At 66.2% G+C, this 24409-nt stretch carries 21 protein-coding genes; 12 read left to right on the forward strand and 9 right to left on the reverse strand.

All coding sequences use genetic code 11. The features are described from left to right. Window positions 1-8: 8 nt before the first annotated feature. From U5919_RS03020 to U5919_RS03035, 4 genes are read left to right on the forward strand one after another with little or no spacing between them, the layout of a single operon-like run. On the forward strand, window positions 9-488 hold the full coding sequence (locus U5919_RS03020) for a DUF7283 family protein (protein WP_336022037.1): 480 nt from the start codon (window positions 9-11) through the stop codon (window positions 486-488). After that, window positions 466-966 carry a DUF7285 family protein gene (locus U5919_RS03025; RefSeq protein ID WP_336022038.1) on the forward strand — a complete coding sequence of 167 codons (501 nt, stop codon included), beginning with the start codon at window positions 466-468 and terminating at the stop codon, window positions 964-966. The genes U5919_RS03020 and U5919_RS03025 overlap by 23 nt, the downstream gene beginning before the upstream one ends. A 28-nt stretch (window positions 967-994) precedes the next feature. After that, window positions 995-1945, forward strand: a complete 951-nt coding sequence (locus tag U5919_RS03030; RefSeq protein ID WP_336022039.1) for a DUF7284 family protein — start codon at window positions 995-997, stop codon at window positions 1943-1945. Continuing rightward, the gene (locus U5919_RS03035; protein WP_336022040.1) at window positions 1945-5016 is read left to right on the forward strand and encodes a DUF7286 family protein; all 3072 of its coding nucleotides are present in this window, start codon (window positions 1945-1947) and stop codon (window positions 5014-5016) included. Before U5919_RS03030 ends, U5919_RS03035 begins: the two co-directional genes overlap by 1 nt. 51 nt (window positions 5017-5067) lie before the next feature. On the opposite strand, the gene sufD is transcribed toward U5919_RS03035, so the two are convergent. The 4 genes from sufD to U5919_RS03055 all read right to left on the reverse strand — a co-directional run bounded on the left by sufD (window position 5068) and on the right by U5919_RS03055 (window position 12888). Then, window positions 5068-6282, reverse strand: coding sequence for a Fe-S cluster assembly protein SufD (gene sufD, locus U5919_RS03040; RefSeq protein ID WP_336022041.1), 1215 nt, complete (start codon window positions 6280-6282; stop codon window positions 5068-5070). Window position 6283: 1 nt separating this feature from the next. Continuing rightward, on the reverse strand, window positions 6284-7714 hold the full coding sequence (gene sufB, locus U5919_RS03045; RefSeq protein ID WP_336022042.1) for a Fe-S cluster assembly protein SufB: 1431 nt from the start codon (window positions 7712-7714) through the stop codon (window positions 6284-6286). Window positions 7715-7750: 36 nt separating this feature from the next. Next, entirely contained in the window at window positions 7751-8674 is a 924-nt protein-coding gene (locus tag U5919_RS03050; RefSeq protein ID WP_336022043.1) for an ABC transporter ATP-binding protein, read from the reverse strand. Between the two features lie 182 nt (window positions 8675-8856). Then, window positions 8857-12888, reverse strand: a complete 4032-nt coding sequence (locus tag U5919_RS03055; RefSeq protein WP_336022044.1) for a DNA polymerase domain-containing protein — start codon at window positions 12886-12888, stop codon at window positions 8857-8859. A 128-nt stretch (window positions 12889-13016) separates the two neighbouring features. On the opposite strand from U5919_RS03055, the gene U5919_RS03060 reads away from it, so the two are divergent. The 3 genes from U5919_RS03060 (at window position 13017) to U5919_RS03070 (ending at window position 14185) form a co-directional block, all read left to right on the forward strand. Beyond that, a complete protein-coding gene (locus tag U5919_RS03060) occupies window positions 13017-13205 on the forward strand; it encodes a DUF7331 family protein (protein ID WP_336022045.1) in 189 nt (62 codons plus the stop codon). A 76-nt stretch (window positions 13206-13281) separates the two neighbouring features. After that, window positions 13282-13650 (forward strand): DUF7322 domain-containing protein, encoded by a 369-nt coding sequence (locus U5919_RS03065; protein WP_336022047.1) that lies wholly within the window; start codon window positions 13282-13284, stop codon window positions 13648-13650. 82 nt (window positions 13651-13732) lie between these two features. Next, window positions 13733-14185, forward strand: a complete 453-nt coding sequence (locus U5919_RS03070; RefSeq protein WP_336022048.1) for a DUF7346 family protein — start codon at window positions 13733-13735, stop codon at window positions 14183-14185. 21 nt (window positions 14186-14206) lie between these two features. Here the strand turns inward: U5919_RS03070 and pan1 are convergent, their stop codons facing one another. Next, window positions 14207-15424 (reverse strand): proteasome-activating nucleotidase Pan1, encoded by a 1218-nt coding sequence (pan1, locus tag U5919_RS03075; RefSeq protein ID WP_336022049.1) that lies wholly within the window; start codon window positions 15422-15424, stop codon window positions 14207-14209. A 169-nt stretch (window positions 15425-15593) separates the two neighbouring features. Here pan1 and U5919_RS03080 point away from each other — a divergent pair, with 169 nt between their 5' ends. The 4 genes from U5919_RS03080 to rad50 all read left to right on the forward strand — a co-directional run bounded on the left by U5919_RS03080 (window position 15594) and on the right by rad50 (window position 20685). Further along, window positions 15594-15857 carry a MarR family transcriptional regulator gene (locus tag U5919_RS03080; protein ID WP_336022050.1) on the forward strand — a complete coding sequence of 88 codons (264 nt, stop codon included), beginning with the start codon at window positions 15594-15596 and terminating at the stop codon, window positions 15855-15857. Window positions 15858-15991: 134 nt separating this feature from the next. Next, window positions 15992-16477, forward strand: coding sequence for a DUF7966 family protein (locus U5919_RS03085; RefSeq protein ID WP_336022051.1), 486 nt, complete (start codon window positions 15992-15994; stop codon window positions 16475-16477). Continuing rightward, the gene (gene mre11 / locus U5919_RS03090) at window positions 16474-17964 is read left to right on the forward strand and encodes a DNA double-strand break repair protein Mre11 (protein ID WP_336022052.1); all 1491 of its coding nucleotides are present in this window, start codon (window positions 16474-16476) and stop codon (window positions 17962-17964) included. Before U5919_RS03085 ends, mre11 begins: the two co-directional genes overlap by 4 nt. Continuing rightward, window positions 17965-20685 carry a DNA double-strand break repair ATPase Rad50 gene (gene rad50, locus U5919_RS03095; RefSeq protein ID WP_336022053.1) on the forward strand — a complete coding sequence of 907 codons (2721 nt, stop codon included), beginning with the start codon at window positions 17965-17967 and terminating at the stop codon, window positions 20683-20685. It abuts the gene before it with no gap. Window positions 20686-20853: 168 nt separating this feature from the next. On the opposite strand, the gene U5919_RS03100 is transcribed toward rad50, so the two are convergent. From U5919_RS03100 to U5919_RS03115, 4 genes are all read right to left on the reverse strand, one after another. Then, a complete protein-coding gene (locus U5919_RS03100) occupies window positions 20854-21621 on the reverse strand; it encodes a methyltransferase domain-containing protein (RefSeq protein WP_336022055.1) in 768 nt (255 codons plus the stop codon). A gap of 13 nt (window positions 21622-21634) precedes the next feature. Further along, window positions 21635-22240, reverse strand: coding sequence for an OsmC family protein (locus U5919_RS03105; RefSeq protein ID WP_336022057.1), 606 nt, complete (start codon window positions 22238-22240; stop codon window positions 21635-21637). A gap of 2 nt (window positions 22241-22242) precedes the next feature. Beyond that, window positions 22243-22416 (reverse strand): DUF1059 domain-containing protein, encoded by a 174-nt coding sequence (locus U5919_RS03110; RefSeq protein WP_336022059.1) that lies wholly within the window; start codon window positions 22414-22416, stop codon window positions 22243-22245. Window positions 22417-22757: 341 nt separating this feature from the next. Further along, window positions 22758-23564, reverse strand: coding sequence for a helix-turn-helix transcriptional regulator (locus tag U5919_RS03115; protein ID WP_336022060.1), 807 nt, complete (start codon window positions 23562-23564; stop codon window positions 22758-22760). A 119-nt stretch (window positions 23565-23683) separates the two neighbouring features. Here U5919_RS03115 and nth point away from each other — a divergent pair, with 119 nt between their 5' ends. Further along, window positions 23684-24370, forward strand: coding sequence for an endonuclease III (gene nth / locus U5919_RS03120; RefSeq protein ID WP_336022061.1), 687 nt, complete (start codon window positions 23684-23686; stop codon window positions 24368-24370). The last annotated feature ends 39 nt before the right edge of the window (window positions 24371-24409 follow it).

The raw sequence follows: 24409 nt of genomic DNA on the forward strand, positions 1-24409 counted from the left end.
ACGGCGCTATGTTCGACCTGACGCTGGACGCGTGGTACGGCTGGATCGGCCTGTCGCTGGCGGGAGTCGCGCTCGTGGGCGCGGCGACCGGACTCCCGACGGCTCCGCCGCCGGACGCGGGCGCGGTCGGCGCGACGGTGGACCGCGTCGCCGCCGCCGAGTACGCCGCCACCGGCGAACACCCGCTCGACGCCGACGAGATCCGACTCCGCACGCGCCGGATCGGCCTCAGGTCCGACGGCGGAACGGCGCACGCGACGCTTTCGTTCGGTCCGGTCACGCCCGTTCCGGCCGACGAGTCGCCGCTGCGCGACGTCCTCTACGGGACGCCGCCAGAGCGGGCCTTCGACTCGCCGGAGGCGTTCAGACAGGCGGTCGTCGAGGCCCGCGCCGACGCGGGCGACGCCCCGTGGCGACCCGTCGATCGCACGCTGATCGTCCGCCGACTGTCTTGGGAGGGAGTGGATGTCGTCCTCGTCGACGCGTGAGAGCGCCGCCCGCGGGCCGCGAGCGCTGTCTCCCGGCGCGTCGCGGGCGCAAACGACGCCGCTCGTCGCCCTGATCGCGCTGTTCGCGGTCTGCACCGGTCTCTCGCTGTACGCGACGACGCTGGGCGCGGTGACGCCGGACGAGACGGCCAACGCGCTCGCCGAACCGACGCTCGAACGGGTCTACGACGACGTGAGCGAGGGCGGCGTCGTCTCACCGGTCGGGCTCCCGCGCGACGGCCCGGCCACGCCCGACGGGTACCTCGTCGCCGTCGTGGTGACGACCCCGAAAGGGACGTGGACCAACGGTCGTCGACCGCCCGAAGCCGCCGGACGAGTGGCGACCGTCGGTTCTGCCGGCGTCGATTCTGCCGGCACCGATACCGACGGCGTCGATTCCGCCGAGCGACCAGTGTCCGTCGCGACGGTCGACGGCGATGTCGTCTGGGGGACGCTCCGCGTCTGGGTGTGGCGATGATCCGAGCGCTTCGCGGGGGTGCGCGGCGATGAACGCCGCCATCGATGCCGTCGTCTGTCTGTTGCTCGTTTCGGCGGCCGTCGTCGGCCTCGTCACCGTCGAGCAGTCGCCGCCGCCGCCGCCCGGCCGCGCCGACGCCGTGGCGGACACGCTCGCGACGACGACCGCGCAAGTCGACTACTCGCTCGCCCCCGGCGTGCGCGAGGTCGCCGCGAGTGAGGAGGGTCCAGACGTGTCGGACGTCCCGCTCGACTCGCCCGAACTCGATCGCACGGCGCACGGCAGCCTCGCCGAGTTGCTCGCGCGGGCGACGACGTCGACGAGCGGCGTCGATTTCGTGTCGACCGCGAGCGCGGGGAGGAACGCGACGCCGGCCCCTGCGTCGGAGATTCCGCCGCTCACCCGAACGCGGGCGACGTTCCGGCGCGGCGTCGCCGACGCGGTCCGCGCGCGGACCGGCGCGACGGTTCGGGTCGACGCCACGTGGCGACCGTACCCCGGCGCGCCCGTCGGCGGGGCGGTCGGCGTCGGGACGAAGCCGCCGCGCGACGGCGTCCACGCGGCGACACTCGTCGTCCCGACCGGCGTCGAGCCGATCCCCCGATCGGCGACGTGGGACTTCGAGTCCCTCGGAGACGCGGTCGCCGAGCGGACTGTCGCGGTGCTGGTGCCCGCCGGCCCCGCGAAGACGACGCTCCGCGGGAACGACCCGTCCGCCGCGTTGCTCCGGCACCGCTACGCGCGCCTCGAAACGGAGATAGACGGAGCGGATTCAGCGGAGAACGCGTCGCTCGCGGAACCGCTCGCGACCGAGGACACCGCGGCGGCGAACGAACGGCTCGCGGCCGCGATCGCCCCGCGGGTTACTGCGGATCTGCGCGCCCGCTACGATTCGCCGGTCGCCGCGGCCGACGCGGTGTCCGTCTCGTCGGTCCGGATCGTCGTGCGGACGTGGTCGGCCTCCGCGGAGGTCCGCTGATGCGGCTCGCCGAGGACGACCGCGGTCGCGTTCCCTTCGCGCTGCTCGGCGTGTTGCTACTCGTCGCGAGCTCGGCGTTCGCGGCGTCGCTCGCGACGCCCGGCCCCGCGCCGGTCGATCGGTCCGCGGACGTCGCAGCCGACCGCGTGGACGCGGAAGCGACTGCCGCGCTCAGGATCGCCGTGCGGAACGCGGCGCAGGCCGCAGCGCGCGAGCCGGTCACGGTCGCCGCCGACACCGACGTCGGGTCCGCACTCGACGGACCGGAGACGTTCCGGAAGTATCTCCGGCTTCGGATCTTCCTCGCCGTTCGCGACGCGATGGATCCGGTCGAACACCGCCGCGGCGGCAGCGCCGCCCGCGCGTCGTTCGGCGAGTCGGTTGAATCGGCAGACGCGGCGATCGAGCGCGTCTCGATCGCGGGCGTCGACAGCGGGACCGAGCTCCGAGTGACGGTTCGCGGACTGAAGCTGACAGTCGAGGCGGACGGCCGCGTCGTCGACACCCGTCGCGTGGATCGCACGGTCACCGCGGGCGTTCCGGTCTTGGCGCTCCACGACCGGACGGGCGAGTTTCAGGAGCGCCTCGACGCCGGCCCGCTCGAGGGACCGGGGCTCGCTCGCCGCACGACGGTCGGCGTCACCGCGATGGCACAGGCCCGCGGGCTGGGGCAGTACGGCGGCCTGCCGATCTCGAACGTCGTCGCCAACCGCCACGTCGCGCTCTCGACGAACGCCGGACTGCTCGACGCCCAGCGCGCCGCGTTCGGCCGGAGCGACCCCGACGCGGCCGCCGGCGTTCGCGCGGCGACGCTGCAGACGGGTGCGGCAGACATCTCTGAGATCTCCCCGAACTCACGCGTCGCGTCCGCGGCCACGGGCCAACTTCCCGATCCGAACGACGCCGAGCGGGTGAGCGCGCGCGACGAGTCGGGCGCACTCCCGGCCACCCGAACCGTCTCCGTCGGCGTCAACGGAACGGCCGACGAGGCGTTCTTGGAGCTGCTTCGAGGGACAAACGGCGCGTCGAGTCTCGATTCGATCCTGCGCGACGGCTACCGAGCGGGAGCCTCGGTGAGCGCCAGCACTCGGACAATCAGCAACGAGCGACGTCCGCGTCCGCGCTCGCCCGGTGAAAACTGGACGCTCGTTCGGTCGGACACGTCGAAATCTGTCGACGTCAGCGGCGACGGTAGCGCCCGATCCGGTTCGCGGATCGGCCTCGGCGAGCGTCGGCTCTACGCGGCCACCCGGCGCGTCACCGAACGCTGGCGGGTCGAGCGGACGTGGGCCAAGGTCAACGAGACGCCGCGGACGACGTCGGCGTCGTGGGAGCACGTCCACCGCGTTCGGGTGACCGGCGAAGCTCGAATCCGCGGGAGCGCGGCACCGACTCGCTCGGTCCGACCGCTGTTCGAGTCCGGCGGCGCGCTCGACGGGCCGAACCTGCGCGAGGGACGTGCGGCGACTGCCGCCCTCGTTTCGGATCTCGGCGGCCCCGACGAGATCGCCCGCAGTGCCGTCACCGGCGGCCGGACTCGCGCGTCGCGGTCACTCACCGGCGACCGTCCCGCCAACCTCGAATCGTGGGTCTACGCCGACGTGGCCGACCTCCGAGACCGGGTCCGCGATCTCTCCGTCGAGGTGGACGCCAGCGACGCCGGAACCGGGCAGTCGAACGGAGCCGCGAGGCTCGCCGCGCTCGTGCGCGACCGCCGCGCGGAACTCGTCGACGCCCCGGACGAGTACGACGGCGTCGCCGACCGGACCCGCGTGGCCGCCCGCGAAGTGTACCTCGATCAGGTACTAGCCGGACTCGACGAGCGCGCCGGCGACACCCGATCGCAGAACGCCGGAATCGCACGCGCGCTGAACGCGAAGGGGCTGGCCGCCGATCGGGTGAGCGAACTCGCCGCGCTCACCCCCGACCCGCCCGCCCCGCGAACGGACGTCGGCAGCGACGGGGGCGCTCGCGGCGAGGCGGTCCTCGTGCCCGACGGCGACCCGGCCTACCTCGCGCCGGATCCGGTCGAGGGGACGCTCGTCGACGGCGTCGCCGACGACGAGCAGTACGTCGGGCTCGCGGTCAGGAACGTCAACGTGTTCAGCGTCCCCTACGGCGACGCCGCCGACATCGTCACGCGGACGCTGTTCGGCGATCCCGGGCGCGTGTCGCTGCACACGGCCGGACAGGCGCTCCTCGCGGCGGAGGAGACCCTGCAATCGCACCCGGACCCGACGCTCCGACACCGCCGGGACGTCCTCGAATCGAAGGTCGAGGGGTCGATGACGGACGTTCGAGCGACGGCGACGCGGACGCTCGCGAGAGAGACATCGCTGACGCGCGCGGAACGAGAGCGCGTGACTCGACGCTCGTTCGCCCGCTTCGACGGCCCCGGCGAGCGTGCTGTCGCGGCCACGGACGGCTCGCTGGCCCGCGAGCTGGCGTCGGTCGCGAGCGCGACGGATACGAGCGCACGCGGTGATTCCCCCGCGATCGCCGAGGACCGCGTCCGGACCGCGCTGCGAGTCGACCTCCGGCGCGTCGCCACGTCAGAGCGGGTTCGCGTTCCCGAGTCAGCCGTCGACGACGCCGTCTCCTCGGTGCGCGCGGAGATCGAGCGAGAGGCGAACGACGCCGCCGAGCGCGCGACGGAACGGGCGATCACCCGTGCGACGAACGACACCGTCGGCGGCATTCCGGCCGGACTGCCGATTTCGCCGACGCTCAGTCCGTGGGTCGCTACGGCGAACCTCTGGATCGTCGAGTCCCGCGGCGCGTACGGCCGCTTCGCCGTCGGCGTCGACGGCGAGGAGACCACCTACGTCCGCGACGGCTCCACCGTCTCCCTCGACGTCGACGACGACGGCGGGAGGGAGACGCTGGGTCGGAGTGAACGAGTCGACTTCCGGATCAAAACGGTCGCGCTCGCCGTCGTCCCGCCCGGAAAACTCGGCGTCGGCGACACCGACGGGAATACGGACGAGCGGTCGGTCGCGTGGAGCGATCCGTCGCCCGGACCGCGATGTATCACGTCGACCGGGCAGTGCCCGCGGGAAAATTCGGAATAAGACGACGGGAGAACGAAGGAGCTGGAGCGCGGACAGAACGCGAAGACCGCGTTACCGAAGCCGTTCGTCGATCAGCGATTCGAGGTCCTCGCGGAACTCGTCGACTTCGATCTCGTCGAGGACGGGCACGAAGAAGCCCTCGACGAGCATATTGCGCGCCTTCTCGGGCTGGATCGCTCGCGAGGTCATGTAGAACAGGTCCTCTTGGTCGACCTGTCCGACCGTCGCCGAGTGCGACGCCTCGGTGTCGTGGTTGTGGATGATCAGCTTCGGAGACGCGTCGGCCTCACTCTCGTCGGAGAGCATCAGCGTGTTCTCGCGCTGGTACGAGGAGGTGTTCCACGCGTCGCGGCCGACGTCTTGGACGCCCTCGTACACCGAGCGAGCGGCGTCGTCGAGGACGCCGCGGGTGACGAGGTCGGCGGTCGTGTTCTCCGCTTGGTGCCAGACGCGGGCGTTGACGTCGAAGTGCTGCTCCTCGTGGCCGAAGAACGCGCCGACGATCTTCGTCTCCGCGGAGTCGCCGTTGAGTTCGGACTCGACGTCCGAACGGGTGAGCCGGGAGCCGAGGTTGCCCTCGATCCAGTTGACCGTGGCGTAGGTGTCGACATCGGCGCGCTTGAGCGTGTAGTTGTAGGTATCCTCGTCGAGATTCTGCAGCGAGCCGTACTGAACGTAGGAGTTCTCGCCCGCCGCAATTTCGACGAGGTTCGAGAAGTACCGCGCGTCGGCGTCGACGCCTGCGTCGGACTCGATGCTCTCGAGGATCGTCACCGACGACGACTCCTCGGTGATGACGAGCGTGTGACTGAACAGCGAGCGGGAGTTCATCTCCGCGCGGATCGTCACGTCCTCGGCGTCGACGCCCTCGGGGACGTAGACGACGGTCCCGGTCGTGAAGAGCGCGGCCGACAGCGCCGTGAGGTAGTTCTCTCGGGGCTCGATCGTCGAGCCGAACGCGGACTCGACGAGGTCCGGGTGGGAATCGAGCGCCTCGGTGAACGTGAGCACCTCGACGCCCTCGTCGGCCGTCCGCTCGGTCTCGTCGGCTTGGTCGAGCGGGTCGACGAGCGACTCGAAATCGAGCGCTTCGAGGTTCGTCCAGCGGCGGCCGGGCGTCTGGATGACGTCCGGCAGGTCGAGGGTGTCGAGCGCGGAAAGGGCGTCGAGCCGCGACTCAAGCAGCCACTCGGGCTCGTCGCGGCGCTCGGAGATCTCACGAACCGTCTCTTCGGAGAGGTTCGCGGGGAGTTGTGCGCTGCTCATGTTATCCGAGGCTGCCCTCCATTTCGAGCTCGACGAGGCGGTTCAGCTCGACCGCGTACTCGATCGGGAGCTCTTCGGTGATCGGCTCGATGAAGCCCGAGACGATCATCTGCTTTGCGTCGTCGTCGTCGAGACCGCGCGACTGGAGGTAGAAGATGTCCTCGTCGCCGATCTTTCCCACGGTCGCCTCGTGGGCGACGTCGACCTTCGACTCGTTGATCTCCATATACGGCATCGTGTCCGACGTCGACTCGTTGTCGAACATCAGCGCGTCGCACTCGACCGCAGTCGAAGAGTTCTCCGCGCCATCGGCGATGTGGACGAGCCCTCTGTAGTTGGTGCGGCCGCCGTCCTTCGAGATCGACTTCGACTCGATCGTCGACTTTGTGTTCGGCGCGTTGTGGTAGACCTTCGCGCCGGTGTCGATGTTCTGGCCCTCGCCCGCGAAGGCGATGGTGATGTGGTTGTCGGACGCGCCCGGTCCCTTGAGCACGGAGGAGGGATACAGCATCGTCGCCTTCGAGCCCATCGAGCCGGAGATCCACTCCATCCGGCCGCCGGCCTCGACGAGGGCGCGCTTCGTGTTCAGGTTGTAGGTGTTCTTCGACCAGTTCTGGACGGTCGAGTACTGGACGTGGGCGTCCTCGCCCACGAAGACTTCGACGCCGCCGGAGTGGAGGTTGAACGCGGAGTACTTCGGGGCCGAACAGCCCTCGATGTAGTGGACCTCCGAGCCCTCTTCGGCGACGATGAGCGTGTGCTCGAACTGGCCCATCCCTTCCGAGTTCATCCGGAAGTACGCCTGTACCGGCATCTCGACGGTGACGTCCTCGGGGACGTACACGAACGAGCCGCCGGACCAGACCGCGCCGTGCAGCGCGGCGAACTTGTTGTCTGACGGGGGCACGCACTTCGTCATGAAGTGCTCTTTGACGATCTCTTCGTGCTCTCGGACGGCCTCGTCCATGTTGCAGAAGATGACGCCCTTCTCCTCCCAGCGTTCCTGCATGTTCTGGTAGACGACCTCCGATTCGTACTGCGCGCCGACGCCGGAGAGCGCGTTCTTTTCGGCCTCGGGAATGCCCAGTTTGTCGAAGGTGTCTTTGATCTCGTCGGGGAGTTCCGTCCAGTCGTCGACGCCCGCGCGGACGTCGACGTCGGGGCGGATGTACGGGACGATCTCCGCGACGTCGACTTCCGAGAGGTCCGGCTGGCCGGGCCAGTCGGTCGGCATCGGCATCTCTTGGAACTGCTTGAGCGCGCGGAGCCGACGGTTCAGCATCCACTCGGGCTCGCCTTTGTCCTCGGAGATGACCCGGACGGTCTCCTCCGTCAGGCCCTTCTCGGTCTCGAACGCCGAGGACTCCTCCTTCTTGAAGTCGAAGCGGGCCTCGGTGTCCGTGTCTTTGAGGTGGTCTTGTTCGGAGCTCATGATTGTAGTTGTGTGTTCACTGTGTCTTTGTCCGTGTTAGGCTGCCTCGTAGACTTCCTCGCGAACCCAGTCGTAGCCCTTGTCTTCGAGCTGTTCGGCCAGCGACGCGTCGCCGCTCTTGACGACTCTCCCGTCCAGCATAATGTGGACGTGATCGGGCTCGACGTACTCGAGGATCCGCTGGTAGTGTGTGATCTGGAGGATGCCCGTGCCCTGCTCGTCGCGCAGCGCGTTGATCCCGTTGGAGACGTCCTGCAGGCGGTCGATGTCCAGCCCGGAGTCGATCTCGTCGAGAACCGCGATCGACGGTTCGAGGATGGCGGCCTGCAGCACTTCGTTCTGCTTTTTCTCGCCGCCGGAGAAGCCGGCGTTGAGGTAGCGCTGCATGAACTTCTCGTCCATATCGAGCAGCTCCATCTTCTCTTTGAGGAGCTTCTGGAACTCGGCGACGCCGACCTCGCCCTCGTCGGCGGGGCCTTCCATCGGCGACGTCTCGTAGCCTTCCTCGTCCTCGTCGCCATCGTCTGCGTCGGCCTCCTCGGCTTCGTCATCGTCCTCGAAGAGCTCCTCGCGCTCTTCGAGCTTGGCGTTGAGCGCCGTCCGCAGGAAGTTCGTCATCGTGACGCCCTCGATCTCGGCGGGGTACTGGAAGCCGAGGAAGATGCCGAGCGCAGCGCGCTCGTTCGGCTCCAGTTCGAGAAGGTCCCACGTCAGTTTCTCTTCGGGGACGTCGTCGTCTACTTCGTCCTCGTCGAGTCGGAGGAGGATCTGTCCGTCGGTCACCTCGTAGGCGGGGTGTCCGGCGATGATCTTCGCCGTCGTCGACTTCCCCGACCCGTTCGGCCCCATCAGGGCGTGGATTTCCCCGGAGTTGACCTCCAGGTCGACGCCGCGAAGAATCTGTTCGCCGCCTTCCTCCGCCACGCTCGCGTGGAGGTTCTTGATTTCGAGTGTAGCCATCGTTGTTTCGTTGCCTCGTAACTGTGAAATGGGCTCTAACGCCCATAATGGTTACGCATTCGCCCCTCCAATCTTCACTGTCTAGAAAATTTATTTGTGTTTCACGAAACCGAAATCGGCTACGTCGGTGTTGGTTACCGAGAGCCGTTACGCGAGACGTCGGACGAAACTACCGAGCAGCGTCAGACGAAACTACCGAGCCCGGTCTGTTCCTGACCGGATTTCACCTCGTCCCACGACATCCCCAGCGCCTCGATGATGCGCGCGATCGGCCCCTTCAGAGTCTTCTCCAACATCTTGTCCCAGTCGACCTCGAACTCCTCGGGGAGTTGGTCGTCGTACTCGATGCAGATCACGTCGGGATCGCGTTTGAACTCCCCGTAGAGCGGATCTCGCTGCGGATCGAAGCCTTCCTCCGCCTCCATCTTCCGGAACCACGAGGGGTGGACCTTCCGCAGATAGAGCCGCTTCGGCTTCGATCCGCGGCCGAAGTTCGTCCCCAGAAACTCGTTGGCGTACTTCGCGCCGCGGACCTGTGCGGTCGCGGTGTCGTAGGCGTCGAGTCGCTTGCCGATGCCGCCGGGGATGCCGATCTCTTCGACCGGGACCTCGCCGGTCTCGAAGTCCTCGATGATCCCGCGGACGTACTCGGTGATTTCTTCTGTGTCCTCGCCGTGGACGATCATCTCGATCACGCGCTTTTGAACCTCCTTGGTGATCGGGGCGATGTCCGAGCGCTTGTACTCGAAGCCGGTGATATCGATGTCGTCGACGTCCTTTCCTTCCTTCCAGATGATGTGGCCCGCGTAGCGCTTCTTCTTGCCCGCTTGGAAGAACCGTCGGTAGAGCTTCTCGAACTCGATCTGGAAGCGGTGGTACGCGGCGTCGAGTTCCTCCAAGGCGAACTCGTCGTAGGAGTCGTTGATGTGTTCTTCCAACTCGAAGGACTGCTCGATGGCTTCCCCCTTGGAGACGTCGCCGCCGAGTTCGAGCATCACACTGTCCGTATCCCCGTAGATCACTTCTTTGTCGAGTTCGTTGGCGGATTCGGCAGTGTGTTCGATTACGTCACGGCCGGTTGCAGTGACGGCAGCGCCCATCTCCTTGTCGTATAGCCGGAAGCGGTCCCAACCCAAGACTCCGTAGAGCGATTGCCCGACGAACTGGAACTTCCCGTTTCGACCCGCCAACAGCGTGTGATTGTCCGCGACCGTGACGCAGTAGGCACCCTCGTCCGCGGTGCTTCGCCCGCCGCTGCGGTGCATCCGGAACGAGTTCTTCGCGCCCTCGGTGCAGTAGATCCGCCACGATCCGCTGTTGCGGTTGTAACTCGCCGTCTCGCCGAGGTGTGCACAAAGCCGAAGCACGTCGTCGCGGAGCCGCTCGCTCGATGTCGTGTACCGCCACGAGTTAACCTGTCGATCGCCGTCGCCCGCGACGAGCGTGTCGAGGAACCGGCGCTTCTGGTCTTCGGCGGCCTCGAACACGAGGTCAGGGATCCGCTTCTCGAAGCTGTCCGCCCCGCAGAGCCGTTCGAGTAACTCCCCGAGGAGTTTCGAGGTGAACTGGTACGATCGGTCGTCGACGTAGCAGTCGAATCCCATCCGATCGAGCAGTTCACCGATACGCGTGTGATCGTCTCGTTCCGGCTCTCCGCCGTCTGCGTGCTCCACCTCTCCGCCGTCCGCAACCGCGTTCTGCGCGATCTTGACCGTCGTCGCGGATCCGCGGAACTGCTCGCCGAACTGCTTGTCTTCGGAAGTGTAGACGTTCCCTTCGGTGACGTACCACGCCAGCAGTTCGAGGAAGTCGTCGCCGTCGTAGGTCCGCGGGATCCACTTTCTCCCCGATTCGCGGTGGATGAAACTGATCTCACACACGGATTCGACGTACTCGCGGTGCTCTTCGAACTCCTCAGCGGTGAACACGTAGCCGGTCTGCCCGATATCCGCCTTCGGAACGCGTCGAGGCGTCCATCCCAACTCCGCCGTGAACGTGTGACCGTGAACGGAGGGGCGGACCCACACTTCGTACTCGTCGTCTTCGGCATCAAGCAGTTCTGTGAGGTCGATGTCGCCGATTCGATCTCCGTGATCGCCGGTCCACCCGTGCGGGAGTTCGTAGTGGGAGTACTCGTCGAGCTCGCCCGCTTCAACGAATCGGAAGTCGTCCCACGACGCCCCGTTCTTCGAGTTCTTCCGGACCAGCATTCGGTGGTTCGGCGTCACGCTGAAGTCGGCCTTGCTGGTCTGGATGTCGACGAGGTCGCCCCGGTAGTCGGGATACTCGTGCGTCTCTTCGACCGGCTTTACTTCCATCCGCATCGTCTCCGGATCGAGCGAGTAGACCTCGTCGCCGACGTCGAGGTCGCGAATGTTCCGAATGCCATCCGGTGTAAGTACGTCCGTGTCCGGCGTGAAGCAGTTCATAATAACCTTGACAGCTCCCTGCTGTCGGTCGTACTGCTCGTAGGCGGCCGAGCCCGGATCGTTCTCGTTTCTGAGCGACTTCTTCTCCTCGCGCTCTGCGAGGAGGTCGTCGATCATCTCGCGGATGACGCCGTCGGGTTCGCGGCGGAAGTGCGTCCCGTTGGGGGCGTGGAACGTCTCGCCGTCGTACGCGTCGGGATCGACTTTCGTCTCCGGCGACGCGTTGATCGTCACCATACACATCGGATAGAGTGATTTTAAGTCCAGTACGGTGACATTTTCTTTGACCCCCGTGATCGGATCGAAGACCGCGCCGCCCTCGTAGTCCTCGGCGTCGGCTTGGCCCTTCGAGGGCAGCGCGAAGCGGCCGTGGGCCTCGTGGAGGATGTAGACGTCGACGGTGTCGCCCGGGGTCGTCGCGTCCTCCAGTTTGCAGCCGACGAACGTGCGAACCTCGTCCCAGAAGGCGATGACGTCCTGTTTTCTGTCTATTTCGACGCAGAGCTCCACGTCGCGGACGTTGTATTCGAGGAGTCGCTCGGGCTCTTGCTCCCAGAGGTCGCCGATGTCGCCCGCGTAGCGCTCTTTTCCGACATCCAGTTCGAGCTCGCCGACGGCGTCGAGGCGGTACGATTCCAGTTCGGAGAACTGCGTGCGCTTGTAGGCGTACAGGAGGTCGAAGACGACTCGTCCCTTCACGTTGGGCCCGCCCCAGCCGCTGCGCCAGACCTCGTCGATCCGGGAGAAGCGGTCGGGGTCGAGGTTGCACTCGGCGGTCGGATCGATCCGCTCCATCCGGTCGAGGAGGTAGGGCATGTCGAAGTCCTCGAAGTTCCAACCGGTCAGGACGTCCGGGTCCGTCGATTCGATGTAGGAGACGAACGCGTCGAGCATCTCGTCCTCGCGTTCGAAGGTGCGGACGTCGATCTCGGTGTCCTCGCGGAGCGGTTCGTACGTCGCGAGCGACTCGGGAGATTCGACGCCAGTTCCGGCCTCAGGGGCGTCGTAGAGCCACGCGATGTACTCGTCGTCGTAGGAGTCGTGACTGGTGAGACAGACGATCGGCTCTTCGCCCTCCTCCGGAAAGCCCGAGCGGTCGTCGACCTCGATGTCGAACGTGTTCACCCGGAGGTCGGCGTCGACCTCGACGGGTTCGATCTCGTCGTGGGGGATCTGGATCGGGGGGTTCGCGCCCCCGTCTGCGTCCGCGTCCGCCGCTCCACTGTCGGCTTCGCCGACTTCGAGTCGTCGGGCAGGGACCCGAATCCCGCTTTTGATGTCCTTGTCGATCAGGAGTCGGTTCGGGAAAAGGATGTCCGCCTCGTAGTGCTCGAACTCGTCGCGGATCTGGCCGACGTCCCGCGGGGTCCGCGTACAGATCTTCGTCAGGTCGTCGCCGCGGATGCTCTCGAAGCCCTCCTCGGTGCGCGTGATGACCTCCTTATCGAGTTTCTCGTCGTCGAGCGTCTCCGTCGGTACGTAGAAGTACGGCTCGAAGCCGAGGACGCGGACGTGTTCGACCTCGTTCTCGCGGGTCCGGCCGAACACGTGGACGACGGGGTACTCGCTGTCGCCGCTCCCCTCGATCGAGTAGTTCACCTGCGTCACCATCAGCTCGACCGTTCCGTCGGCGTCGGGAAAGCGGATCTCCTCGGCGTCGACGACTTCCGAGACGTGCTGGGTGCCGTTTCCGGCGACGGCGACGGCCTCTTCGTCGGGCCGGGAGCCGTCGGCGGCGTCCCCCGCACCGCCGCCCCAGTTGTCCGTGAGCCCTGCCTGTTTCATAGGGACGCCTTCGACACTGCCGAGTAAAAACCTCGGCATTGCCTCCGGCCCTCGCTGCGTCCGCGGCGCGCCGCGACCGACGATCGCCCGCAAGACCTATAATATGGTAACACTTACCACGATTCACGATGGTCGACCCTGTAGACTCCGAGCGGACGGATCGGTCGCCAGCCGCGCCTGCGCGGGTGGACGAAGCGAACGGACTCGACGACGTCGAGTCCTACGAGGTCGACGGCGGAGTCGTCTTCTACGATCCGCAGAACCCGCTCGCGTGGGTGGAGACGTCGCGGACGGTGACGCTCACCGAGCACTGCTGAACGCGGCCCGCGCCCACAGCGCGCGGCGTACCGGCGGAGCGAATTACTTTTGCGGGAACCGACCTTCCTCTCGAGCGTGCCGAAGGAGTTCGACGAGTGGCCCGACGAACCCGACGAGCCCGACCCCGAGGGCCGGTGGGGCGATCCCGAGAGCGACCTCGCGGCGATTCCCTCTGTCGAGGTCCCCGGTGAGAGCGTCGACGACGAGGGCGCTGGCATCGAGGTCGACGGCGACCTCGCGAAGTTCTTCTGGGCGACGGTCATTTACGCCAACGTCGCGCTCGCGGGGATCAGCCTCGGTCTCCTGCTCGTCGGGTTCCGGGGGCAGTGGGGGTGGGGCGGCGGCGCGCTCGCGGTCGGCCTCTTCGCGCTCTACCGAACGTACGACCTCTATCGGACGTATCAGGAGCGGGAGTTCGGCGACGACGACCCCGCGGACGCCTGATACCGAACAAACGCCGTCGCGCCGCGCAGCGCAGCGCCGACGCGACGTAACCGATAAGCCGCTCTCGCGCCTGTCGACGACTATGCAGACCGTCCGCGACGTCAAGGGAGTCCGCTACCTGCTCGTCAAGCGCTCCGCGGAGTCGAGCCGCGTGCGCGACCCGGCAACCGGCGAAGAGCGGTATCTCCCCAACGACGAGTTGCGGTTCGAGGGGAACGACGCCGCGCCGCTGGCAGTCGCTGCCGCGGGAGTTCCCGAGGCGGTCCGACGCGTCGTCACCGCCGCGCACGACGAGCAGTCGCTGGGGTTGCTCATCGAACTCGCCGATCGAGGCCCGCTCTCGGTCGTCGAACTGCTCGACGCCTACGCGCTGTGCGAGTCGGACCTCCACGGTCGCCTGACGGAGTTCCGAGCCGCGCGGCTCATCGAGGAGACGACGGTGCACGGCGAGCGCGGCTACGACGCGACCGACGCGACGCGCAGCGCAGTCGCGTCGCTGCGCTCGGGCAGTGAAAACGACTCGATCGGAGAATAGAACAGCGCGCGGCCCGCGCGGTCAGGCGAACGCGCGGCTCGCGGTCCCCTCGTCGACGGCGTCGGCCTGAATCTTCTCCCACGCCTCGACGAAGTCCGCCATCGCGATCTCGGTTCTGTCGTCGCGGATGGCGAACATCCCCGCCTCCGTGCAGATCGCTTTGATGTCCGCACCGGAGGCGTCGTCGGCCATCTCGGCCAGTTTCTCGAAGTCGACGTCGTCGGCGACGTTCATGTCCCGCGTGTGGATCTGGAAGATGAGCGCGCGGCCCTCCTCGGTCGGCTTCGGTACCTCGATGAGGCGGTCGAAGCGGCCGGGGCGGAGGATCGCCTCGTCGAGCATATCGAAGCGGTTGGTCGCGGCGATGATGCGGATGTCGCCGCGCTCGTCGAAGCCGTCCATTTCGGACAAGAGTTGCATCATCGTCCGCTGGACCTCCGCGTCGCCGGAGGTCTTCGAGTCCGTCCGTTTCGAGGCGATCGCGTCGATCTCGTCGATGAAGAGGACGGCGGGCTCGTTCTCGCGGGCCACCTCGAAGAGGTCCCGGACCAGCTTCGCGCCCTCGCCGATGAACTTGTGGACGAGTTCGGAGCCGGCCATCTTGATGAACGTCGCGTCCGTCTGGTTCGCGACGGCCTTCGCGAGCATCGTCTTTCCGGTTCCCGGCGGGCCGTAGAGCAGCACGCCCGACGGCGGCTGGATTCCCACCTGCTCGAACATTTCGGGGCTCTCGAGCGGCATCTCGACGGTCTCGCGCACTTCCTGCATCTGCTCGTCGAGACCGCCGATGTCCGCGTAGGTGATGTCAGGGCTGTGGTCGACCTGCATCACCCGGGCGCGGACATCGGTCTCGTTGTCGAGGCGCTTGACGACCGAGAGGGAGTTGTTGACGGCGACGCGCGAGTCGGGTTCGAGCTCCTCGCGCATCTCGTCTGTGACTTCGGTGAGCGCCTCCTGATTGTTTCCGTGCTGTTTGATCACGACGCCGTCGTCGGTGAGTTCTTGGACCGTCGCGACGAACAGCGGCGACTGCTTGAGCTTCTTGTTCTCGTGCGTCAGTCGTTCGAGTTTCTGCTGGTACTTGTTGTTCTCCGCGTTCGCATCCAGAAGTTTGTCCCGCATCTCTTCGTTTTGGGACTCGAGAATGTCCAAGCGCTCTCTGAGCGCTTGGATCTTCTCCTGCTGCGACGTCGCGTCCTCGTCGTAAGGAAGCTCGACGTCGTCCACAGTGTCAGTCATCACCCTCCGTAGGTCGTGGTTTCATAAGAGACTTCGGGTGGATGAAACGCTAACAGGAGTCGTCCGATCCGACTAAGGCTCACCGACGTCCGAGCACTACTAAATTCCTTATAGTAATAAAACAATACAGTAAATATTATCAAGCTACATCCCAGAGGAAGAGACACGAATGAGCACTACCGAGGCACTCGCCCCCGAAGAGTCGTCCGCTGACCGCTGGGAACCGGTGCGCGAGATGCCGCCGAGTGCGAAGCTCGTCGCGAAGGTACTCGACTACAACGAGACGATGACGCAGAGCCAACTCGCCGAGGAGACGCTCCTGCCGCCGCGGACGGTGCGCTACGCGCTCGCCCGGCTCGAAGACGCCGGCGCGGTCGACTCGCGGTTTTCCTTCACCGACGCGCGAAAGCGGCTCTACACCCTCTCGCTGTGATTCCGTAGTTTTGCTCTGACTCGGCCGCAACGTCTCGCTCTGATTCCGTCGACGAGCCTTCTTTCGACTGTCACGCGCCCCTCTCCGAGCGTGCGTTCCGAGCGTTCATATACGAGGGCGGGACCACACTGTCCGTGGTCGAACGCACCGCCCCGATAACGGACTCGTCTCCCGAATCGGTTCGACGGTCGCTTCGCGCGCTTGCGGACGGCTCCGCGCCGTCCGAGCGGCCGTCGACCTCGCACGTGACCGACGACCGCGAACGGGTGACTGCGGTCGTCCGAGACGGGGACGAGGCTACTTCGTGCGCGAGAGCGGCGGTGGCGTTTCTGCTCGACGGCCGACTCGACGAGTTGGACGCGGCGGTCGCTGCGGCCGAACGCGAGCGCTGGGTCGAGATCGCCCGACGCGGACGTAGAGCACGTGCTACACTCCGTGCGCTCGATTTGGCTCTCCACGATATTTCGGACGCGAAGCAGGCAGCGAACGGGCAGCAAGCAGCAAACAAGCAGCAGGCACCGAACGAGCCGCACGGAGCGCGGGCCGGTCGCGACGACGACCACTTCCGCCCCGCTCGCGGAACGGTTTTAGGACGCAGCGATCAATCAGGGGACAGATGACACGGGTGATCCACACCGGCGACACCCACCTCGGGTACCAGCAGTACCACTCGTCGGCGCGACGCGAGGACTTCCTCGACGCGTTCGAGCAGGTGATCGACGACGCGGTCGAGTCCGACGTCGACGCCGTCGTCCACGCGGGCGACCTGTTCCACGACCGGCGACCGGAGCTGCGCGACCTCCTCGGGACGATCCGCGTGCTCCGGCGGCTCCGGGACGCCGACATCCCGTTTCTCGCGGTCGTCGGCAACCACGAATCAACGCGCGGGGGCCAGTGGCTCGATCTCTTCGAGAACCTCGGCCTCGGCGAACGGTTGGGCGCGGAGCCGCGAATCGTCGGCGAGACGGCCTTTTACGGCCTCGATCACGTCCCGAAATCCCGGCGGGACGACCTCGAATACGACTTCGAGCCGCACGACGCCGCCCACGCCGCGCTCGTGACTCACGGACTGTTCACGCCGTTCGCGTACGCCGACTGGGAGACCGAGACCGTCCTCGAACGCTCGAACGTCGACTTCGACGCGGTGCTCCTCGGCGACAACCACGCCCCCGGGATCGAGACCGTCGCCGACACGTGGGTCACCTACTGCGGGTCGACCGAGCGCGCCAGCGCCGCCGAGGAGGAAGCGCGCGGCTACAACCTCGTCAGGTTCGGCGCGGCGGCGGGCGACGCCGACGATGCCGAGAACTCCGACGACGTCACCGACGATGCCGCCAACGCGGACGCTGCCGACGCCGACGACACCGGTGAGCGCGAGCGCGCGGTCGACATCCGACGGCGGACGCTCGACACGCGTCCGTTCGTCTTCGAATCCGTGAAGTTGGCCGCGAGCGAGGGGACAGCGCGCGTCCACGAGCAGCTCCGCCAACACGACGTCGACGACGCGGTCGTCGTCGTCGAGATCCTCGGCGACGGCGACCCCGTAACGCCCGCCTCCGTCGAGGAGTCGCTCGCCGAGCGCGGCGCGCTCGTCGCCCGCGTCACCGACCGCCGCGAGCGGGACGTCGAGTCCTCCCTCGACGTGTCCTTCGCCGACCCCGACGACGCCGTCGAGGAGCGCGTCCGCGAGTTGGGTCTTTCATCGGCCGCCCTCGACGTCGACGAGACGATCCGCGCGAGCAAAACGGCAGACTCGAACGTGCGCGAGGTCGTCGAGAACCGCGTCTCCGACCTCATTGACGACGACCGAGGCGCGTTCGATCCCGCGCCCGAGTCGGCTGAGTCGGACGAACCGGATTCGCCCGTCGGTGGCGAGTCATCCGATGTCGACGACGTTGATAACGGAGATCACGCAGACGCCGATGGCGACGATAACGCAGACGAGGTCGACGGCGAACTCGCAGAAGCCGCGGGCGAAATCGGTGGAGAGGACTCGGAGTCGGCCGACGGAGGAGACCCAGAATCGGTGGACAGCGAGGACTCGGAGTCGGCCGACGAACAGGTTTCGCGCCCGACCGACGGACAGGTCACGATGGAGGACTTCTAGATGCGCTTCGAACGAATCCGCTTGCGGAACTTCAAACCGTACGCGGACGCGGAGCTCGACCTCCGCGACGGCGTCACCGTCATCCACGGGTTGAACGGCAGCGGCAAATCATCGCTGTTGGAGGCGTGCTTCTTCGCGCTGTACGGTGCGAACGCGCTCGATGAGACCCTTGACGACATCGTGACGACGGGCGAGGACGAGGCCGAGGTCGACCTGCAGTTCGCCCACGAGGGCGAGACGTTCAACATCCGACGGGAACTTCGGCGCTCCGGGGACCGCATCGGGACGACGATCTGCACGCTCGAAGGCCCCGACGTCGCGGTCGACGGCGCGACTGACGTCCGCGCGTTCGTCACCGACCTCCTGCGGATGGACGCCGAGGCGTTCGTCAACTGCGCGTACGTCCGCCAGGGAGAGGTGAACAAGCTCATCAACGCCACGCCGGCCCAGCGGCAGGACACCATCGACGACCTCCTTCAATTGGGGAAGTTAGAGGAGTACCGCGAACGGGCCGGGCAGGCGCGACTCGGCGTCGAAGACGTCCGATCGGAGAGGAAGGGCGCGCTCGCGAAGCTCGACTCCCAGATCGAGGCCAAGGAGGACGCCGACCTCCACGCGCGGCTGAACGAACTCGAAACGAAGTTGGCCGACGTCGATTCCGATATCGAACGCTTCGAGGAGCAAAAGGCGCGCGCGGAGGAGACGCTCGCGGAGGCCGAGGAAGTCCTCGACTCCCACGAGGAGACGAAGGCGACGCTCGACGACCTCGACGGCGACATCGCCGACCTCCGAGAGACGATCGAATCAGACGAGAAAGAGCGCGACGAGCTCCGCTCGGAGATCGTCGACCGTCGCGATCGGATCGACGAGCTCGAACGTGAGCTCGAATCCGCGGCGGAGAAGACCGATCTCGAGGGAGCAACCGGCGCTGACGACGCGGTCGACGCGGCGGCGGTCGACGCCGACGTGCTCGACGCGCGCCGCGAATCGCTGAACGAGCGGGAGGAAGCGGTCCGCGAGGAACTCACCGACGCGCGCCGACGCGAGACGATGCTGTCGAACCAAGCCGAGAAGTTGGCCGAGCGCGCCGACGAGTTGGAGACGCGCGCGGAGGAACTCCGAGAGCGCGCCTCGGAGGCGGAATCGACCGCGAACGACGCCGAGAGCCGGGCCGAAGAGCGGAGCGCGGAACTGGCGGAACTCGACGACGAGATCGACGCCCTGCGCGAGCGCTTCGACGACCCGCCGGTCGCGGTCGGCGAGGCCACGGCCCATCGCGAGTCGGTGCAGGCCTCGCTCCGAGAGACGCGCGAGTCGCTCGCGACGAAGCGCGCGGAGTTGGAGTCGGCCCGAGAGCGCCTCGAAGAAGCCGAAGCGCTCCGCGCGGCGGGGAAGTGCCCCGAGTGCGGCCAGCCGGTCGATGGATCGCCGCACGTCGACGCCATCGGCGAACACGAGGCGGAGATCGCCGACCTCGAAGCCGACATCGATGATCTCGAAGCGGAAGTGGACGAGCGTGAAGCGGCGCTGGAGACCGCGGAATCCCTCGTCGACGCCGAGTCGCGCTTGGGGAACCTCCGCGAGAAGCGCACGCTGATCGAGAGCAGCATCGAGGACGCCCGCGAGACCCTCCGAGAGCGACGCGAGGAGGCCGAATCCGCTCGCGAGGAGGCGGACGAACTCGACGCGCAGGCCGAAGAAAAGCGCGAGGCGGCGGAGACCCAGTCGGCGGCCGCCGAGGACGCCGAAGCGGACGTCCAATCCCTCGAAGGCGATCTCGACGAGATCGAAACCGAACGCGAGCGGTTGGATCGAGTCGAGGCCCTCCGCTCTGCGATCGACGAGGCGGATTCGGAGATCGATCGGCTTCGGGAGCGCCGACAGACCATCGCCGAGCAGAACGACGAGCGGCGGGAGTACCTCCAAGAGAAGCGTGAGCGACGCGAAGAACTGGCCGACGCGGTCGACGAGGAGCGCGTCGAGACGGCCAAGGCAAACAAAGCGGACGCCGAGGAGTATCTCGCGAACGTCCCCGAGAAACTCGACGAACTCCGCGGACAGCGCGACGCACTGCAGAACGACATCGGCGGCGTGAAGACGTCGCTCACAGAGCTCGAATCGCTCCGCGAGGACAGGGCGGAGATCGCCGCGAAGGTCGAGGCGCTGGACTCGGTTCACGAGGAGATATCCACGCTGGAATCGACCTACAGCGACCTCCGGGCCGAACTCCGACGACGGAACGTCGAGACGCTCGAACGGATGCTCAACGAGACGTTCGACCTCGTCTACGCCAACGACGCGTATTCGCGGATCCGCCTCGACGACGAGTACGAACTGACGGTCTTCCAGAAGGACGGAACGGCGCTCGACCCCGAACAGCTCTCCGGCGGCGAGCGCGCGCTGTTCAACCTCTCGCTGCGCTGTGCGATCTATCGGCTGCTCGCGGAGGGGATCGAGGGCTCGGCACCGATGCCACCGCTCATCCTCGACGAGCCGACCGTCTTCCTCGATTCGGGGCACGTCTCCCGGCTGGTCGACCTCGTCGAGGAGATGCGGCGGCTGGGCGTCGCGCAGATCCTGATCGTGAGCCACGACGACGACCTCGTCGCGGCCGCGGACGACCTCGTCACCGTCGAGAAGGACCCGACGAGCAACCGCTCCTCCGTCGACCGCGTCGCCGACGCGTCGCTCGCGGCGATCGAACCGAGCGCGGACGACTGATCGGTGATGGTCTCGGCGGTAGATCGGTGATCGGTTTCGGCGGTAGATCGGTGATCGGTTTCGGCGGTCGGACCGAACGCTGGCGTGTTCTCACACGATAGGGGCGAGTTCGGGGACGGTCTCCCGCGTCGACACCGTTCCCGAGGCTACAATCCACACGCGGCCCTGCTACTTGTGAGCGCCGAGCGAGATACTCTTCACGCCGTATTTCTGACACGCGTTCGCCGCTTGGTCCGAAATGAACTCGTATTGGGTGTTTTCCCGGACGTCCGTCACCTCGAACCCGGAGTCTTCGATGATGGACGTGTAGCGGTCGACCTGTTCGGCCCCACCGATGCAGGCCGCCCACAGGTCTTCGTTGTTCTTGATGCTCTCGGGCATCAGTTTCTCGCTGATGATGTCCGAGATAGCGAGCCGTCCGTCCGACGCGAGGACTCGGTTCGCCTCCGCGAACACTCGCCGTTTGTCCGGCGAGAGGTTGATGACTCCGTTCGAGATCACGACGTCGAACGCGCCGTCATCGAAGGGAATGTCCTCGATGTATCCCCGTTCGAAGGAGACGTTGTCCATCCCCGCCTCGTCGCGTAGCTGCCGTGCCTTCGCGAGCTGTTGGTCGGTCATATCCAATCCGGTCACGCTCCCCGTCTCTGCGACCTGTACCGCCGCGACGAACGCGTCCGTCCCGGAACCGCTCCCGAGGTCGAGGACGTCGTCGCCTTCTCGAAGGTCCGCGAGGTCGAAGTGATACCCCACGCCAGCGAAGGACGCTACGGCCTGTGCGGGAATCCGATCGAGATCGCTCGTCGGATAGCCGAGCCGCTTCGCCAGCCCGCGGCCCATCTCGAAGTGATACTCCTCGTCCGGCGCTTCGGCGACGTCTCGATAGACGCTCTTGACCGCCCGTTCGAGACGTTCGACGTCGAGTGACTCTGCCATTCGTATCACTTCGTTAGTCGTCGGCCCTCACTTCCGCCGGTGTATTCACCGTAAGTTGGATGTCCTGATCGAGGGAGACGAGCGTGTAGACCGGTGCGCGCCGCGCCCACTCGTCGATCTGATCTTTGTCGAGATCCGGACTCTCGATTTCGATTTCGGCCGTCAGGTTCTCGAAGACGGCGTCCGCTTCTTCGAGGTCCTTGAGGCTGAAGAGGACTCTCGGATCGAAATCCGTTCGGACCCGGGTCTGGAGGTGGTCGATGTCGACGCCGTTGGCGACGGCGTTGATGGTGATCCCAACGTTGATGCAGGAGGCGAGCGCGGAGAGCGCGGCCTCGATCGGTTCCAGCCGGTCGGTTCCGCCGACCCAGCCGCCCGCATCCAACACTTCCTTCCACGCCCCGTAGGGGATCGTGTACTCGCGGGTCTCGCGCGCGATGGTCTCGCCGCCGAGTTCGTAACTGTCCACCTTCGCGAGGCTGTGCGCGCACGTCCCTTCGTAGGTGGATCGCGCGCCGAGTCCAAGACGTACGTCGTCCGGATTTTCGGCCGCGAACTCGGCGAACCCTTCGAGTGTCTCGAGGTCCACACCTTGGTGAACCTGCTGGTCAGCCGCCATAGTTACACGACCTGCAGGTAGTCCGTCCGAAGTTCGTCGTCCGAGAAGTCCTGCCCGTGCACCTTTTTCATGTGATTCCTTGCCAGTTCGACCGCTTCGGCTTCGTTCTCCGATTGGACGATGAACCGGCAGTCGTTCGCCGCCGATTCACAGTCGAGTTTGTGTGCTCGTGCCATAGTGGTTCAGTTGCCTTTCGGCAACCGTCGATTCGCTTCCAAGCGTTACGTAGCTAACTCGTGACACACCTGCGGTTGCTGACTCCGTATCCACGCGTTGACCACCCGGCAGCGACTGACGGTTGCGCAGACGATGACCGGTCGTCATCATTTGGAAACGGAAATCGCCACCCACCGGACGGACGCGCCTCCGTACGTGGCCGGCGAACACGTCGACCGTCGCCGACGACGGAAGAGCCAGTGTGTTGCTCGTCGGACCCGATTGACTGCGTCGTCGGACGAACTGTTGTCGCTCACCGATCGCGAGCGGCGAGCACAGGCAAACAGTTCCAACAACCGGCTCACTCAGTGACCGTTTCGAGCGGGACTGTCGGCGTCTTGCGCCGGAAAAACGAGAACTTCGATTCCGCCCACTCGCGTGCTTCCGGCGAGTCGGTGTCGAGTAACACCCGGATCGTTTGCGTGTCGGGGTCGTGGCCGCACACCGCGATCCGGTGGTCGAAGATACCCACCCCATACGACGGGAGATCGTCGTGCAGTCGGATGGTGAGATTACCGCTCGCCAGCGTCTCGGAGAACAGTTCCGGATAGGTCGAACGGATGTACCTGACGACGCCCGGCGGGTCGATGACCTCGGTTTGCATACCGTCGATGACTCGCTGACAGAACTCGTCACGACACGGCTCGAGGAGGGCGAGGTCGGACCCGACGAAGCGGAACCGCTCGGTCTCTCTAATCAGCGTGAGAAACCGGTTTACCGGGGCGTACGGGTTGTCGGCTCCGGCGACCGTCACGACGGCGTCCGAGCACATCTCGAGGGTGACCCCAGTTTCTTCGCCCGGGAGCCACTGCCAGACGTCCCGGACCTTCCGCTCGATTTCGACCCGTTCGATCAGCTCCGCCATCGCGAGCGCGATGAACGAACCCAGCTGCGTCGATTCGTACTGGTACCCGTTTCTGCGGACCCAGTTGCGGTCTTCGAACTCCCGTAGCGTCCGTCGGATCGTGGACGAAGAGACACCCGTCATCTCCCAGAGTTCGGATCGGCTACGGGGACGGGCAGCTAGCGCGACGAGCGTCGGCGTGCGGTGTTCGGACCGCGCGAGGTACGCGATATCGTCGATCGGTGATCCCGTGCTCGGCCCCATGGTATTAGTACACACGGTTTCCTAATAACCGTTCTCGTCCGTGGAACGAACCCGAACCGATACGGTGGACTGGCGCGAGTAATCGGTGCTCTCAACACCGCCGCATTCGATGCTCGCGTATGGGCACGCCGCGTTCAACCCGCGAAGAGCAGGCCGCGGAGGTTCTCGACCGACTCTACGAGGAGTATCCGGATTCGACGATCTCGCTTAACTACTCGAACCGGTTGGAATTGCTCGTCGCCGTCGTCCTCTCCGCACAGTGCACCGACGAGCGGGTCAATCAGGTGACCGAGGAGCTGTTCGAGAAGTATCGGAGCGCGGCCGACTACGCCGACGCCGACGAGGCGGAACTCGCCGACGACATCTACGGGATCACGTTTCACAACAACAAGGCCGGCTATCTGAAATCGATCGGCGAGGCGTTGGTGGCCGAGCACGACGGCGAGGTCCCGGACACGATGGCCGAACTCACTGACCTGTCCGGCGTCGGTCGAAAGACCGCGAACGTCGTTCTGCAGCACGGCCACGATGTCGTGGAGGGAATCGTCGTCGACACGCACGTCCAGCGCATCTCTCGACGACTCGGTATCGCCGAGGAGGAGACGCCGACGAAGATCGAGCGCGAACTGATGGAGTTGGTTCCGGAATCCGACTGGCAGCAGTTCACGCACCTCTTCATCAGCCACGGCCGCGCGGTCTGCACCGCTCGCAACCCCGACTGCGAGGCGTGCGTCCTCGAAGACCGCTGCCCGTCGTCGAAGCTCGACGGCGGCGTCGACCTTGCGTCGGGCGAAGCGTGGAGCTAGTTCAGTGGGCGGCGTCCAGCGGCTGTAAATCAAGCGACG

Source organism: Halobellus sp. LT62, assembly GCF_037031285.1.
Taxonomy (GTDB): domain Archaea; phylum Halobacteriota; class Halobacteria; order Halobacteriales; family Haloferacaceae; genus Haloquadratum; species Haloquadratum salinisoli.